The sequence below is a fragment of the Bradyrhizobium liaoningense genome, assembly GCF_018130955.1.
GTDB classification, from domain to species: domain Bacteria; phylum Pseudomonadota; class Alphaproteobacteria; order Rhizobiales; family Xanthobacteraceae; genus Bradyrhizobium; species Bradyrhizobium liaoningense_C.
In genome coordinates this window covers 15,497-30,768 of record NZ_JAFCJM010000077.1, presented here as the reverse complement: position 1 = coordinate 30,768, position 15,272 = coordinate 15,497, and the positions used below count along the sequence as shown (strand labels likewise).

At 63.1% G+C, this 15,272-nt stretch carries 12 protein-coding genes; 8 read left to right on the top strand and 4 right to left on the bottom strand.

The genetic code is table 11. The features are described from left to right. Positions 1-639: IS256 family transposase (locus JQ632_RS34850; protein WP_212407258.1), on the top strand; the 639-nt coding region annotated here is incomplete at its 5' end. 874 nt (positions 640-1,513) lie between these two features. On the opposite strand, the gene JQ632_RS34845 is transcribed toward JQ632_RS34850, so the two are convergent. From JQ632_RS34845 to JQ632_RS34835, 3 genes are all read right to left on the bottom strand, one after another. Then, positions 1,514-2,857 carry an adhesin gene (locus JQ632_RS34845; protein ID WP_212407257.1) on the bottom strand — a complete coding sequence of 448 codons (1,344 nt, stop codon included), beginning with the start codon at positions 2,855-2,857 and terminating at the stop codon, positions 1,514-1,516. Positions 2,858-3,243: 386 nt separating this feature from the next. Next, positions 3,244-4,650: an outer membrane protein gene (locus JQ632_RS34840; protein ID WP_212407256.1), complete on the bottom strand. Its 1,407-nt coding sequence runs from the start codon at positions 4,648-4,650 to the stop codon at positions 3,244-3,246. Between the two features lie 247 nt (positions 4,651-4,897). Continuing rightward, entirely contained in the window at positions 4,898-5,767 is an 870-nt protein-coding gene (locus JQ632_RS34835; protein ID WP_212407255.1) for a helix-turn-helix transcriptional regulator, read from the bottom strand. A gap of 54 nt (positions 5,768-5,821) precedes the next feature. Here JQ632_RS34835 and JQ632_RS34830 point away from each other — a divergent pair, with 54 nt between their 5' ends. The 3 genes from JQ632_RS34830 (at position 5,822) to JQ632_RS40160 (ending at position 8,266) form a co-directional block, all read left to right on the top strand. Then, the gene (locus tag JQ632_RS34830) at positions 5,822-6,157 is read left to right on the top strand and encodes a hypothetical protein (protein ID WP_212407254.1); all 336 of its coding nucleotides are present in this window, start codon (positions 5,822-5,824) and stop codon (positions 6,155-6,157) included. A 506-nt stretch (positions 6,158-6,663) separates the two neighbouring features. Then, positions 6,664-7,668 (top strand): helix-turn-helix transcriptional regulator, encoded by a 1,005-nt coding sequence (locus JQ632_RS34825; protein ID WP_212407253.1) that lies wholly within the window; start codon positions 6,664-6,666, stop codon positions 7,666-7,668. Positions 7,669-8,134: 466 nt separating this feature from the next. Further along, entirely contained in the window at positions 8,135-8,266 is a 132-nt protein-coding gene (locus tag JQ632_RS40160) for a hypothetical protein (RefSeq protein ID WP_283817759.1), read from the top strand. A gap of 100 nt (positions 8,267-8,366) precedes the next feature. Here the strand turns inward: JQ632_RS40160 and JQ632_RS34820 are convergent, their stop codons facing one another. Beyond that, positions 8,367-9,437, bottom strand: a complete 1,071-nt coding sequence (locus JQ632_RS34820; RefSeq protein ID WP_212407252.1) for a helix-turn-helix transcriptional regulator — start codon at positions 9,435-9,437, stop codon at positions 8,367-8,369. Positions 9,438-9,983: 546 nt separating this feature from the next. On the opposite strand from JQ632_RS34820, the gene JQ632_RS34815 reads away from it, so the two are divergent. The 4 genes from JQ632_RS34815 (at position 9,984) to JQ632_RS34800 (ending at position 15,270) form a co-directional block, all read left to right on the top strand. After that, a complete protein-coding gene (locus tag JQ632_RS34815; RefSeq protein WP_212407251.1) occupies positions 9,984-10,616 on the top strand; it encodes a DUF1326 domain-containing protein in 633 nt (210 codons plus the stop codon). A 55-nt stretch (positions 10,617-10,671) separates the two neighbouring features. Next, positions 10,672-11,451, top strand: a complete 780-nt coding sequence (locus JQ632_RS34810; RefSeq protein WP_212407250.1) for a DUF2182 domain-containing protein — start codon at positions 10,672-10,674, stop codon at positions 11,449-11,451. A gap of 321 nt (positions 11,452-11,772) precedes the next feature. Further along, the gene (locus tag JQ632_RS34805; RefSeq protein WP_212407249.1) at positions 11,773-14,379 is read left to right on the top strand and encodes an EAL domain-containing protein; all 2,607 of its coding nucleotides are present in this window, start codon (positions 11,773-11,775) and stop codon (positions 14,377-14,379) included. Positions 14,380-14,559: 180 nt separating this feature from the next. Next, positions 14,560-15,270 (top strand): RibD family protein, encoded by a 711-nt coding sequence (locus JQ632_RS34800; protein ID WP_212407248.1) that lies wholly within the window; start codon positions 14,560-14,562, stop codon positions 15,268-15,270. The last annotated feature ends 2 nt before the right edge of the window (positions 15,271-15,272 follow it).

Here is a 15,272-nt window from a genome sequence, read left to right as displayed (position 1 = left end):
GGCCGGCGCGAGGTTCTCGGCATGGATATTGGTCCCTCCGAAGCCGAGACGTTCTGGACGGCATTCCTGCGCAAGCTTGCCCGCCGCGGCCTGCGCGGCGTCAAGCTGGTCGTCTCCGATGCCCACGAGGGCATCAAGGCCACTGTGGCCAAGGTGCTCAACGCCACCTGGCAGCGCTGTCGCGTGCACTTCATGCGCAACGCGCTGGCGCATGCCGGCAAGAGCGGACGGCGCGTCGTCTCCGCCTTCATCGCCACCGCCTTCGCCCAGGACGATGCCGAGGCAGCAAAGGCCCAGTGGCGCCGTGTTGCAGATCAGCTCCGCCCCAAGCTGCCCAAGCTTGCCAGCTTCCTCGACGAAGCGGAGACAGATGTGCTCGCCTATATGACGTTCCCGCCGCAGCATCGGACCAAGCTGCACTCGACCAACCCGATCGAGCGTCTCAATGGCGAGATCAAGCGGCGAACCGAGGTGGTGGGCATCTTTCCCAATGAAGACGCCATCGTGCGCCTGATCGGCGCGATCCTGCTCGAACAGAACGACGAGTGGGCCGTCCAGCGGGCCCGTTACATGACGCTGGAAACCATCGCGCCATTGAGCGATGATCCAACCGTCAGCCTCCCGGCTATCGCCAGCTGACCAGTCCGGCTCTCGCCGGCGAACGCGGTGTCCCACCGCCAGTTACACCATGCTCAGGGACACGATCTGGTTCGATTCCTAGGTTTGACAGTGTCCCACGCTGTTGCGGGCGCGGTTACGGATTTTCGCGCCCTCCCTTTGGTCGTCTCTGCGGGCGAAAGCGTGCAGTGTTTGGTGGCGCCTGCTGGCGACACTCCAATCCTTTTAGGTCTCGTTCAACGAGGACGGCCTCGCCGGGCAGGCTCGACGCCGGCTGCGTCTCGTGCGCGAACTCGAGCCGTTGCGGCGGATCAGGAGCGGTCCTGACGCGCCGGGGCCGCAACACTTGGCGTGGACACCAAAGGAGCCCGCCTATGGAGATCTCGGCGCAGGCTGAGGGTTCGTCGGTGGTGACGAGCGAACGGGGGTCCTTGGTGTGGACGCAGCAGCCGGCAGGCAGCTCATCGAACCGATCGTGTTCGCGCCATATTGCACGAAGGCTTGCTGCGCGGGCGGGGAGTGCGGGGCTGAAATCGGAAGATAGATATAGCAGATTGTCCCGTCCGCCGGATCGCGCCAGCGCTGGATGATGGTGTCGCGCAGCGGCCCGGCAAACTGCCGCTCGAGCTGAAGGCGCGGCAGCTGTTCCCATTGCGACGACAGTTGCTGTTGCTGCTGCGGCGGCGGAGGGGACTGTTGAGAAGCCGCCGGCCAAGGCAAGAGGCAGGCCGCAGCGAGGGCGATTGCAGGATACCGCAGGGATCACCTCCATTGCGCAGAGAATGCGTACCCCCGATAGACCCTGTCCCACGTGGTCAATGCGGGGGCTGGTTCGCATTGTCGCGACAGGGCCTATCGGGAGTTTCCAGAAAAAATTCAGGACGCGGCCGCCGGGCTAGAATTCGAAGCCGGCGCCCACCTTGCCGGCATGCTCATTGCCACCGCCATTGGCGTAGGAGCCGAACACGACGACTGGCGCCGCGAAATTGAGGCGATGCGCCACGGTGATCCCAGCGGCGGACTCGCCACGGAAGAAACCGCCGGTCATCTGCACGGTCGTCTTTCCCGGAGCAGACGGCATCATGTAGCCGCCCGCCGCCATGGCGGCGGCGATGCCGCGCCGCGATTCCCTGAGGTTGTCGCTGATCTGGCCCTGGAGACCCGCAATTTGCGACGTGAACCCACTCGCAATGCTGTTGAGCTGGCTGACATTGACCGCGTCGGTGGGCGCCGTGCCCGCTGCGACATTGGTGATCTGCCGCTCGGCCCCAGCCGCGCCGACCGAGACGGTGTTGGCACGGGTTGCAGTGGAGCCCGCGCCGATGGCCACTGAATTGGAGGCGGTGGCGGACGCGTTGTAGCCAAGCGCGACGCTCTGTGTCCCGCTCCCCGTTGCGCCATGGCCCATGGCGATGGCGTCGACGCCAGTCGAGGACGCAATCCGACCAATGGCGATCGAATCGGATTGCGTCGCCTGCGCGGTGTTGCCAACCGCGAGCGAAGAATCCCCCGATGCTTGGCTGAAAATGCCTATTGCAGAGGCATTGACGCCTGAGGCGATGCTGCCAGGACCATAAGCCGAGCTTGCGTCGCCTGACGCAGTGCTGCCGTTACCGATGGCAATCGAGTTTGCCATAGTGGCGGACGCGTTGTAGCCAAAGGCGATGCTCCGCATTCCGCTCCCCGTTGCGCCATGGCCCATGGCGATCGCGTCGACGCTAGTCGAGGTCGCGTTCTGACCGATCGCGATCGAACCCGATAGGGCTGCGATCGCGTTATCGCCAACCGCGACCGACGAGGCGCCCACGGCTTGCGTGAAATAGCCCAGCGCCAAGGAATTGAGGCCGTTGGCAAAACTCTCGTAACCGTAGGCCGAGCTAAAGTCCGACGCCGCCGAGCTCCACGAACCCGTCGCGGTGGAGTGGTTGCCCGCCGCCTGGCTGTTGAAACCGGTGGCAGTGGAGGTTACTCCCGACGCCAGGGCATACGAGCCCGTCGCAGTGGCCCCCGCGGCCGAGGCTGTGCTTGAAACGCCGATCGCGGTACCGTCCACCGGGCCGGTCGTGCTGCCATTGCCTATCGCCGTGGTTCGAAGGCCCGTCGCGACGCTCCCTGTCCCTACCGCCACTTGGTGCTGGCCTACATTTTCCGCGCTGGCAGCGGTGCTCGTGCCGCCGGCGCTGACCGTCTGGGCCCGCGCGCCAGGCATAACGAGGAGCAGGAGCGCGCCGGCCAGCACGATCGAGTTTGCAACGCGATGCCTCCGCTGGAAGATTGAACTCTCCACGCAGCCCGTCGCCGAGTGGTGCCGGTGATCGCGGGCGCGCGCTGCGAACAAAAATGTCTTCATCTGAAATCCCATCGCCAGTTTCATTTTCGATGCGCGGCCGCTTCGGTGGCGCGCCGATGCGGCTGAAAACTTATTGGCGCGACGGAGTGCGCGCTTCATCCGAACGGATGAATCGAGCGTACAGTTTCCCAAGCGTGTGATTTCCGCCACGGCGTGATGCCTCGGAGCAGCGCCACGAGCTCCGCCTGTCGCCGGCTGGTTTTCTCCAGCGCGCCTCGCAGCTGGCTGCGGATCGTGTTGCGGGACAAACCTCTGGCCGCGGCGATCGCCCGCGATCAGTAGCGTGCGCTCACCGCCCCGGGCAGCGGATTGAAGTGATAGTTCACGCCCAGTTTGAACAGGTGCAGATTTTGTGTGATCCAGTTGTTGACCGCGGCCGCTGACGGAGCGAACAGGGACTGGCTGTAAGTGCCGCTCTGGCTCGTGTGCTGGTTAATCATGCGGATGTAGTCGTACTCACCCTTGATCGACCAGTTGCCAGCGAGTGCGTATTCGAGTCCCGCACCGATCACGACTCCCGAATGCACGGCCTTTCCTTCGAGCGCGATAGCAATGCTGAACGGCCCCCCGGTGGATGCCGTTCCATTCAGTGGGTGGCTCTCATTGGCAATGGCGACACCGGCCTTGCCATAGGCAAGCAGTCGATCACCGACGACGAAACCGGCCCGACCGCTGGCGATCGCGAGCCAGTCGATCGAGGTCTTCAGATTAGTTGTCTCCGTCAAAGGGCCGGCCGGAAACGCGGATGTGCGGCTGCCTCTGATGCCGGTCCACATCCATTCGCCTTCGAGGCCGAGGACGAACACGCCGGACTGGACGTTGACGCCGCCGTCAAAACCGCCAAGCCATCCACTCACATCCAAACCGCCACTCAAGTCAGGAAAGGTCCCGGTGTCCTGATTGCGCAACTCATGACCAAAGCCATAACCGGCCTGCACGCCGACAAAGCCGCCGGTCCAGTTCGTGCCGGGCACCGCCTTGACCGGCGGATATTTGGGATCGACCGCGACCCCACCAAGTCGGTAGTTCGCGCCCACCTTGATAAGGTGAATGGAATCTTGGGCGATCGGCATATCCGTCGAAATCGGAATCGTCACACCGCCAAGAGTGGCGTTGCCGCTCATCGCCACCGGTCTGGTGCCGAAATGTATGTAGTCGTATTCCGCCTTGATCGACCAATTCCCGTCCAACGCATATTCGGCACCGAATCCGACCATCGGTGCCCAGCGATGCTCACGTCCGCTTTGATTCGAGGTGACTACTCCGGAGCCGAAGTCCCTCACTGCGGAGTGCTTTTCCCACGCCCCCGCAAGACCACCTTTTGCAAAGACGAACCAGCGGTCGGCCGCGAGCCCTGCGCGACCGGCAACCGTCGTCAATGCCTCGATCCTGGAGGTTGAGGTGCTGGTCAGGTCGTAGAGATATGGGAAGCCAGTCTGGAGGGGCTGGGATCCGCGGATGTTCGCCCATGACCCGTCCAGCTCAAGGCCGAAAACCAGACTCGCGATCTGTTTGTTGATGCCGGCCTGTCCGCCGGCGAGGAAGCCGTTCGCAGCATAATCCACGGTCGGCTCGAACCCGGGGAAGATCCAATCCTTCATGCCGCCGCCATAGCCAGCATGCACGCCGACATAGACACCGCTCCAGTCGAAAGCAGGGACCTGGAGTGCGGCTGCCTTCACGGGGAAATCCGCGGCGGAAGCCGCCTGCGCGCCAACCACCTGAGCGCCTATGACCGATCCCACAAGCAGAGCGGTAGCCCAAGATGTCTTCATCTGAATCCCGTTTCAAGCTTCATTTCAATCCGCCACCACTTCGATGATTTGCACGGTATTGCCGCTCTGGAGGTGCGCGCCGATGCGGCCGAAATGTATGGGGCGCGGCGGAGTACGCGCTTCATCCGAACGGATGAATCGACCGCACAGTTTCTCAAGCGTGTGATTTCGGCCACGGCGTGATGCCTCCGAGCAGCGCCACCAGCTCCGCCTGTCGCCGACTGCCGGTTTTCTCCAGCGCGCCTCGCAGCTGGCTGCGGATCGTGTTGCGGGACAGACCGCTGGCCGCAGCGATCTCGTCGAGCGTGTCGCCGACGGCAAGGCCGCGGGCGACCCTCGCCTCGGCCGGCGTGAGGTCGAACAGGGATTGGATGAGCTCGACCGGCGGAGCATCGGGACGAGTGACCGGGGTGAGAATGAGGACCCCGGTGCTGCGCACCAGAATATCCCGCGCGCTGCCACGGACCGGAACGACGTGAGCCACCATGGCCGCCTGTGCATCTTCGCCCCGCGCGGCGAATGAGCGCGGCGTCGGCGGATCGTTCCTGTCCAGCGCCTCGATGGCGCGGCGGAGCATCCGATCGGCGCCGGGATCGATGAGGGCAAAGCGATCCGCCGCAAGCCAGCGAATGCCGTCCGGAAGGCGCTGGATGAGATCGTTCGCAGCCATCACGCGGCCTGCATCGCTGAAGACCAGTGCCGGAAGGCCGATCACTCCCAGCATCTCCGCAGCCGCGCGGGCCCGCTCCGCTTGCAGACGTGAGGAGATCAGCGCAGCACGCGCCAAATGGGGACGAATTTCATTGAGCGATTGAACGCTCGCCGGTGCGGTCGGCCCATCGGCGTAGCTGCGCTCGACGCCCAATATCAACACGGGGCCCGTCGGTGGAAAAATCGCGGTGATCATCGAACGCCCGATCCCGCGAGGCTCGTAAAACGCCCGGTAGGTGGGATCGCTCTCCAGCTCCTCGCTGGTGAAGACGTCCATCTCGCTGAGAAAGCCGCCGTAGTTCGCCGCCCACATGCGCGTGTTGCGCGCATCTCGCGTGATCCAACCACCAGCCCGATAGGCTTCGAGATGGTCGCGAAAGCGATCCGATGCGACGCCGCGCAAAATGCCGACCGACGGATCGAACGTGAAAAAGAAGCCGCCGATGGCCCCTGCGTAATTTGCGAAGTCGTCGAGAAGCTTTGGCCAGTTCGCGGCGACAAAGGAGCATTCGTAGATCTGATCAATAAGTTTCTGACGGTCCATGCGGCGATTGTTCAATTTCTCTGTTCAGGCTTTGGTCGTGGCAATGGAGTGATGTCGAACCAGATTATGTGTCTCGGGCAGCCAAGAGCTGTTGTGATTGGACTTGATCGGGCAGATCGTCGCGCAGGGGGGAGCGCTTCTCTGCCAAGTGTGCGATGATGAATCTTTCCTGCATCGTTCTTGGCTTCTCAAATTTATTGCCATAGCGGCACCGTGATATGAATCGAGGCAGTCAGGTGAAAGCCGCTTGCCCCGCGGCCAGCTCGAGACGACAGCAGACGAAAGGGCGACGACAGCGGCATCATCAGAACTGGTGATGCCTGCGAATTGCCGGCCCCGTGTTGCCCCATTGCAACAGGGCTATTCCCGCTCTCGTTTCTTTCGCGGCCGCCCTGATCAAAATTTGGAAGGACAGGCGATCCGCCCAACGATAAATTATAGCCGGTGCGGCGATTGACTTTCAGGGAGCGGCCTCGCAACGATGCGGCAAGGAAGATCCGCCGTGAACGAACAGTATCGGAGGCTGCAGGCGCATGGCGGAGGCGGACGACTATCTCGCCGCGGTCGAGGCGGTCTACGCGGCGAGCCTCGATGCAACGCTTTGGCCGCAGGCGCTGGCCCTGATCGCGCGCAGTGTCGGGGGAAACGCTGCGACTCTTGAAGTCTTGGACAAGTCGATCCTGCGCCATCGCGAATATCATTCATTCGGCGTGCCTCCGGTGGAGCAGATCGCCTATCTCGATCATTACGCCCCCCTCAACCCACGCCTGCCGTTCGTCTTCCGGCAAGAGGCGGGCGAGATCGCCTGCGACAATCAGATCCTCACTGAAAAAGAAATGGATCGTTCGCCCTTCTATGCCGAATTGCTGTCCTCGATTGACTTTCGCTACTTCCTCTCGGCAACCCTGAAGAACACCGGGCAGGAATCCACCTCGGTCGTCGTCCATCGCTCGCCCAAGCAGGGCCATGTCGATCGCGCGGGAATCCTGCGCCTGGAACGCCTCGTCTCCCATGTGAAAGGCGCATTCGACGTGGCTCAGCGGCTTAAGGGCGTCGGCGAAGCGCGTCATTCGCTTGAGCACGCGCTCGATTGGCTTGCCAACGGCGTCGTTCTGATTGGCGCCGGCGGCGGCATGCTTTATGCCAACGTGGCGTTCCAGGCGATCGCGAGGGCGGACGACGGTATCTGGAGCCGCAAAGGCGCGATCGAGTTTCGCACCCCCGAAGCCCGCCGCCGCTTTGACGCAGCGCTCGCCGCGGTGCGGCGGCCGCGCGACGGCGACCCGGAAACTGCCGGCGCCGATTTTCCGGCGCCGCGCCCCTCGGGCGCGCCTGCTTATCTCGTCTCGGTGCGCCCGCTTCCCGCGAGTCACCGAGACCGCCGGTTGGGTAGCGCCGCCGCGATCGTGTTCGTGCGCGATCCGCTTAGCCACAACGCCGCCACGATCCACATGCTGCGCGAGGTCTTCGGTCTGACCGATGCCGAGGCGAGCGTTGCGCAGGCTTTGCAGGCGGGCGTTCCGCCTGGTGACTATGCGCGAGCACGCGCGGTGAGCCTCAACACCGTCTACACGCACTTGCGCAAGATCAAGGAGAAGACCGACTGCAGCCGCATGGCCGAGCTGATCCGAAAGCTCAATGACCTCCAGGTACCGCTGCGGATCGATTGAGGTGCCGGACGGGAAACATACCGGCACGATGGTGATGACAAACGACATCAATGCAACCGTGGAAGCCGTCTAAACCGCCGGCTTCGATCACGTGATCCGCATCGGCAGCTTCTCCAAGAGCGTGTCCGATCCCGCTCGCTCCGGAACTGCGCACCCCTGCTCGATCTCGACAAGCCGCAAGCCACGCCTTTCGAGGTGATGACGGCGATCTTCCCTACGACAGCGCGCCAGGCTGAAGTCGGCGCCGAAGGCCGTCGGACCATTGAGGGCTGGAAAAATCACAAGCAATTTCAATCGTATATGAGTTCGCAATTTTGTTCTGAATGGTGCACCATGACTTCCCCTCGCATGAGGCTGGCCCTGCTGGGCCCTTCCATCTCGCCGGCCGACTTCAACCTCGAATAGCGGTGCGTTGAGACGATGAAGCCGATAGCGGCGACACCGGGCGGTCATGTCTTGACGCTACTTGCCGGACTCGCAGCGTTTCAGCTCTCTCGACCAGCAGGTGATGGCGATCGTGCTCCGCGGCGAGCTCGGCGGCATCGGAGGTGATCACACCATGTGGGCGGTGCGCGGAAAGCTCAACAAGTCGTTCTAGGCGCGATCGCTTTTGGTCAACGTCTCCTCAGCGGGGCTCGCTCGGCAACCCCGAGGCTTCCCGGCGGCCTTTTTGGGAGAAACGCCCAGCTCTGCAGACGTCACGTCAGCTGCGAAACGAGATTGATCAGCTCCGACTGCCGGTGGGCGCCGGTCTTGGAGAACACCGACTTCAGGTGGTTGCGCGCCGTCTCGCGCGAAATACGCAGCAGTTCGGCGGCGGCGTCGATGGACAGTCCGCTCGTCAACAGCGCGGCCAACCGAGATTCCGCCGGTGTCAGATCGAACGCCTGAGCGATGAGGCCGGGGTCCGGCGCGGGGGGCGGCAACAAGTTCGACAGGGTCAACATCGCGCGCGCGCCGAGAAAGACAGTGCGGGCGGCGCCGTCAATTGGCAACACACGCAGCACCACGGGCGGCTTTGCCGTGCGGCGGATCACAACCGGCGCGGCAGGCAGTGCGGCGCTGTCGGACGTCGATCGCATCAGGTCGAAGAGCTGCTCAAGTTTGGTGGCCGCATTCTTGTCGCGCACGACCAGTCGACGGTTGCTGATGCGGATTTCGTCGTCAAATCCTGCATCCGCCGCCGCGTTCGTGCTCAGGACCATCCCCTGGCGATTGAGGACCATCGCAGGCTGGCCTACCTGATTCAGTACGTTACTCATGGACGCGAGAGCCACACGGCCCACCGCAGTGGCAAGGGTGGCCGTCTCCGTCAGTCGCGGTGCGAGCCGCGCCAGCAAGCGTTTGTCGCTTGCCTCGAACTGACCCTCGCGACCCGTTCGCTGGAGGGTTAGCGCCCAGGCGGCCGACTCGGCCCAAAAGCCGACACCCGCGAACCATTTAAACCCGAACGGATACAGGACCTCATTGTACATGGGATCGGAACGGATCTGCTCCGGCGTCAGCACGTCATGGTCGGTGACGATCTCGCCGGACATCATGCGCGGAAATCCAGCGGCTCGCGGATCCCTCAGGTGCCAATCCTCCTTGAAGTACTGCCGGGTTCCCTCATCGATCGATTGCGTTCGCGGGACGTCCGGCGTCCGAACGTCGCTCTGGAGAAGGATGGCCGCCGATGCACCGACCGCCCTGCAGATGTCGTTCATGATGACGGGCCAGGCCGCGGGATCCACCGCAGCTTCGCCAAGTCGATCCATGACTTTCGACAATTGATCAGTATCAATTCCATTTGTCCTCAAAAGCGCCCCTCCACCTACTTTCGCGCCCTCCCGCCAAAGGCGGACGGGAAATTTCGCGTCGGAGCGGTCCGGGAACAAGCCCACTCCGAAGTTCTACGGAGGAAAAACATTGGAGTTACGAGGACTTGCTGCGTGAAATGGTACGATAGAACCGCCAATGGGCCAGCAAATGCACACTGCCCAAGTACACGGGCCGGCGTCCCCGCGACCCGGGACGGCGTGCCTCTGCGGCCAAGAGCTCGAGCATCGACCCATTCGGGGCATACCCGCTCTTTGAGTCTCGTTTAGTCCAATCAGACCCGCGAGCGCTCTGCGGCAGGCGTTTGCTGTACGGGCCCGGCTGCGACTGATATGCTTTTCGCCATTGGGACGGTAAACGGCAGCTCGCCACCAGACTTTTCTGCGATGCGGCCTTCTGATCGGATTTCGATCGCGCTCGCGTTTTCGCTTTGCTTCGACATAACGCTGAACAAACTCGTTAAACGGCTGCCGCGCCCCCACATTGGGAGATGTGCCATGGCTGCAACGGACTGGCGTCTCGAAGGCGAATGGATCAAGAACTGTACTTGCGCGTTTGGCTGCCCCTGCGACTTCAACGCCCTGCCGACCCAGGGCTATTGCAAGGGCATGGTCGGCATGAGGATCACCAAGGGACATTTCGAGGGGACCAGGCTCGATGGGCTCTTTTTCGCAGCCACCGTCGAATTCCCGGGAGCGCTGCACGAGGGCAACGGGAAGATGCAGCCCATCGTTGATGAGCGAGCAACGCCGGAACAGCGGCAGGCGCTGTTTGACATCTTCTCCGGCAAGCATTCCGCCGAGGGTACGCTGTTCCACATCCTCAGCCTGATCGTCACCACCATTCACGATCCCGTCTTTGCGCCGTTCGAATTTTCCTTCGACAAGGACGGGCGCGTCGCCAAGCTCGTCGTCAAAGGCGTGCTGGAGACGGAAGTCGAGCCGATCAAGAACCCGGTAACGGGTGCGCCGCATCGCATTCAGGTGGTCATGCCCGAGGGCTTCGAGCACCGGGCCGCTGAGGTCGCCTCTTCCAACATCCGCTCGACCGGCGCGATCAAGTTCGAAACGAAGGGCACGCACAGCTCGCTCGCCAAGGTCGTGCAGACGCCCGACGGTGTCGCAGCGTGATGCCGCGCTGACATCGAGACATGGCCTCGGTGTCAGCTCCTCCTCGGGAAGGCCTATGCACGGGCACTTGGTGCTGGAACACCTGCTCCACCGCGACCGCCTGATCGTCGCGATCGGGACCGCCACGGTGGCCGCGCTTGCCTGGGCCTATCTCGCCAGCGGCGCCGGCATGGACACCGACATGATGGCTGACATGCCGGACATGGCGCCGATGCCGTGGACGCCGCTCTATGCCGCGCTGCTGTTCGTGATGTGGTGGGTAATGATGATCGCGATGATGGCGCCGAGTGCGGCGCCCACCGTCCTGTTGTATGCGACGGTCAAGCGCAAGCAGCAGTCTGCACCCCGCGCCGCGATCGACGCCTGGACCTTTCTCGCCGGTTACCTTGTGACATGGGCGGGGTTCAGTGTCGTTGCGGTCCTGGCGCAATGGGCGCTCGAACGCCTGGGCTTGCTGTCGATGGCGATGGCAAGCACCAGCGCGTTTCTGGGCGGCGGCATTCTGGTTGCCGCGGGGCTTTATCAGTTCACGCCGCTCAAACGTGCCTGCCTCCGCTACTGCGAGAGCCCGCTGCTGTTTCTCACGCGGCACTGGAGGCCCGGCACAAGCGGAGCGTTCGGCATGGGACTTCGCCACGGCAGCTACTGCGTCGGCTGCTGCTGGTTTCTGATGGCATTGCTGTTCGTCAGCGGTGTGATGAATCTGCTGTGGATCATCGGCATCGCGCTCTATGTCGCCGGCGAGAAACTGCTTCCGTTCGGCCGAAGGCTGAGCCAGGCGGCGGGCGTGATCCTCATCCTGTCCGGCACGATCGTTCTTGCGCGCGCTTGGTGAGAAGCCCCGCGGAACAACGGCGCGGCGACAAATGCGGCTGTCGGACAGGTTAACACCGCCAGGCTGCTCAAGAGCGACCGGCCTCCGTGATCATACGGATGCAATAAATCTAACAATTGAGCTTTCTCCCAACTAAAACTTAAGGCCGTAGTCCCTAAGCTTGCAACCCGGGATGACGGTAGCGCCCCGCTTGCGGCTGGGCTGTTCCCGACGAGGCGGAGATTAGGCAATGCCCTCTTTCGCGGCGAGCACTGTTCTGCCCTTGCGGCCGATGCGGGGGCGCGCGTCGTGATTCCCGGAAGATCAGTTCGCAAAGCCGTGATGACAATTCTGCGAAATGCCCCGCTGCAGATCGCATTGTTCTTCCTGCCCCTGGTCTGGATCGGGTACTTCGCGATCACGTCGTCGGAGCGGACGGATGCGGTCCTTCAGGCCCGGCTGCATGGCGACAGCGTCGCCGAATTGTTCGAGGAAAACACCGAACGCATCTTCGAGCGTGTCGATCAGTCGTTGCTGGTGGTGCGCGCACTTTACGCCCAGGATCCGCTGACCTTCAGTCTCAAACTCTGGTCTGACAGGGCCCGTATCGCAACCGGCGATGTGGTTCAGTTCTCCCTGATCGGACTGGACGGCTACCTGTTGGATACGACCACCGGCTATTCCGGTCCGCCGCTCTATCTCGGCGATCGCGAGCACTTCACCAATGTCGTGTCGCAAGCCGATGATCGCCTCTATGTTGCGAAGCCGGTGTTGGGGCGGGCGTCCAACAAATGGACCATCCAGATCGCAAGAAAGATGTTCGACCTCGCCAGGAATCCGGTGGGTGTGGTCGTCGGCTCGATCAGCGTCGACGTCGTCGGCAGGTTCTACGATACGGCAAAACTCGGCGCCGGAGGAACGCTGGTTCTCAGAAATGCGGACTATATCGTACTCGCTGCGCGCGGCGTGGACCAAGGCACCGTGCTGGGGCAGCGTGGGCCGAACCGCGTCGAAGGCGAGCTGCGGGACGGCTTCTATGCGCAATATTGGAACGAGAACCGACCGAACCGCAGCGACAGGTTGATCACCGCGCGCCGGTCGCGCGCCTTTCCGCTCGTCTTCACCGTGGGCATTTCCGAGCAGGAGATCTACTCACGCTCCGATTCAAGGCAGAAGATCTATCTGGGCGGGGCGTTGCTGCTCACGTTCATCATCCTGACCGCGACGATGTTCCACTGGCTGCGTCAGAAGGCGCTCAATCGGGCCCAGCGCGAGCTGCACGATTTTGCCAGCAAGTTCGAAGACGCACTCAGGAACCTTCCCCAGGGCCTGAGCATGTTCGACGGCCGCGACCGCCTGATCGCGTTCAATCGACAATGGCTCGAACTGTATGGCCTTGTGCCGGAGCAGATCCGCATCGGCATGGATTTTCGCGAGGTGTTTGCAAGACAGACTGCCGTGCTCGACGTCGAGGCTTACCTCGTCGATTTGAAGAACCGGCTCGTCCAGTCGGAGCAGACGTCGAACACCGTGCAGTTTCCCGACGGGCGGGTTGTCTATATCTCCTACGGACGGCGCGAGGACGGTGGCTGGGTCGCCACGCATGAAGACATCACCGAACGCAAGGCGTCCGAGGACCGGATCGAGAGATTGGCGCATTACGACGGCCTGACGGGGCTTGCCAATCGCAATCTGTTCAAGGAGCGCATCGACGAAGCGCTCGCCGGATCGCTCCGGCACGAGGCGCCGTTCGCCGTGCTGCTCCTGGATCTCGACAAGTTCAAGTCCGTCAATGACGCGCTCGGCCACCAATGCGGCGATGCGCTGTTGAAGCAGGTCGCCGGCCGGATCAAGACGCAGATCCGTGACGTCGATACTGCGGCGCGGATCGGCGGCGACGAGTTTGCCGTGATCGTGTCGCCGGGCCGGCTCTCGATGCACGAGGGCGCTGCAAGCCTCGCGGCGCGGCTGGTTCAGGTCATCGCCGAGCCCTATCATATCGACGACCACCCGGTCGTGATCGGCTGCAGCATCGGCGCCGCCGTGGTGCCGGAGCATGGCACGCGGGTCGATGAGATCCTTCGCAATGCCGATCTCGCGCTCTACAAGTCGAAGAATGCCGGCCGAAACTGCTTCCATATCTACTCGGCGGAGCTCAAGGCTGAAGCGGATCAGCGCAACGTGCTCGAGATCGAGCTTCGCGAGGCGATCTGGCGCGAGGAGATCGAGGTGTTCTATCAGCCCGTGATCGAGCTCGGCACAGGCTGCGTGAAATCGGTCGAGGCCCTGGCGCGCTGGCATCACGGCACCAGGGGCTTCATTCCTCCGGCCGAGTTCATTGCGGTCGCGGAGGCCGGCGGACTGATCGTCGAGCTCGGCGATCAGGTGCTGGCCATGGCGTGTCGGGATGCGATGACCATGCCTGACGATGTCAAGGTCGCAGTCAACCTCTCCGCCCTGCAATTTGCCAGCACCAACCTCGTCGATGCCGTGACGTTCGCGCTGGCCGAGAGCGGACTTCCGCAGACCCGGCTCGAGCTCGAAATCACCGAGAGCGTGTTTCTCGCCGACACCCAGGAAAACCTCAAGACCCTTCAGCGCCTCAAGGCGCTCGGCGTCTCCATTGCACTTGACGATTTCGGTGTCGGCTATTCGTCGTTGTCCTATCTGACGGCGTTTCCGTTCGACAAGGTCAAGATCGACAAATCCTTCATCGACAGGATCGATCGCAGCGAAACCGTCGCGGTGCTGAAATCCATCGTGCAGCTTGCGAAAACGTTGAAGCTCTCGATCGTCGCCGAGGGCGTCGAGACCTCCCAACAGGTCAAGCAGCTCCAGTCGCTCGGAATTCCGCTCGGCCAGGGCTTCTACTTCAGCAAGCCCATGCCGCTGGCCGACCTGTCATGGCAGGGTCACGCCCCGCGGCAGCGCCGCCAGACGGCGGCGTGACGGGGAGGGCGACGTCGAGTTCGGGGATACCATCCGCGCATGGCCGCAATGCCGGCTCGCGTTGTGAAACGTGAGCTGAAGCCTCCGTTGCCGCTTATGATATTGCTGACCGCTCACCCGCGAGGCCCCTGCTCCGCTGGGTAGCCCCACGTCAGCCTGAGAAGCGGCCCGGAGAATTGCATGAAACCCCACGTCACCTGCCTAATGGCTTCCAGCGTCGATGGGCGCACGCATCATAGCCGCTGGCGGCCGAAGGGGACGGGGGCGGATCTGTTCGAGCGGGTGCATGAGGAGCTCGGCGGCGATGCCTGGCTGATCGGGCGCGTGACCGGATCGGAGTTTGCCAAGGGCAAGCCGTATCCGGCTTCGACGAGCCAGACGTTCCCGCGCGAAAACTGGTTCGCGCGGCGCGATGCGAAAGCCTATGGCGTTGTGCTCGATGCGCACGGCAAGATCGGCTGGGGCCGCTCGGACATCGGCGGCGATCCGATCATCGTGGTGCTGACCGAGAGCGTTTCGGATGCGCATCTTGCAGGCCTGCGCGGCGAGGGCGTGTCCTACATCTTTGCCGGCAAGTCGGAGATCGATCTCGCGCTCACGCTCGAAATTCTCAATCGCGAGCTTGGCGTGAAGCGCCTGCTGCTCGAGGGTGGCGGTGCCGCCAATGGCGCGTTCCTGCGCGCCGGCCTCGTCGACGAGCTCAATCTGATCCTCTGTCCGGCCGTGGACGGCGCGAGGGGCGCGCCGATCGTGTTCGATTCGGCGGACGCCGAGAGCGATCTGCGCGCGCCGGTCACGGCGATGACGCTGGAAAGCACGACACCGCTCGGCGGCGGCGCGCTGCTGCTGCGTTATCTGATCACGAACGATCCTGCGGCGGCGAGCCGGTAAAG

What these genes read in the sequence shown, in the direction of transcription:
- JQ632_RS34835 (WP_212407255.1), bottom strand. Translation starts at nt 5,767, where the DNA reads ATGTGGGCGGCGAACTACGGCGGCTTTCTCAGCGAGATGGACGTCTTC.
- JQ632_RS34830 (WP_212407254.1), top strand. Translation starts at nt 5,822, where the DNA reads ATGGTCGCGAAAGCGATCCGATGCGACGCCGCGCAAAATGCCGACCGA.
- JQ632_RS34815 (WP_212407251.1), top strand. Translation starts at nt 9,984, where the DNA reads ATGGCTGCAACGGACTGGCGTCTCGAAGGCGAATGGATCAAGAACTGT.
- JQ632_RS34810 (WP_212407250.1), top strand. Translation starts at nt 10,672, where the DNA reads ATGCACGGGCACTTGGTGCTGGAACACCTGCTCCACCGCGACCGCCTG.
- JQ632_RS34805 (WP_212407249.1), top strand. Translation starts at nt 11,773, where the DNA reads ATGACAATTCTGCGAAATGCCCCGCTGCAGATCGCATTGTTCTTCCTG.
- JQ632_RS34800 (WP_212407248.1), top strand. Translation starts at nt 14,560, where the DNA reads ATGAAACCCCACGTCACCTGCCTAATGGCTTCCAGCGTCGATGGGCGC.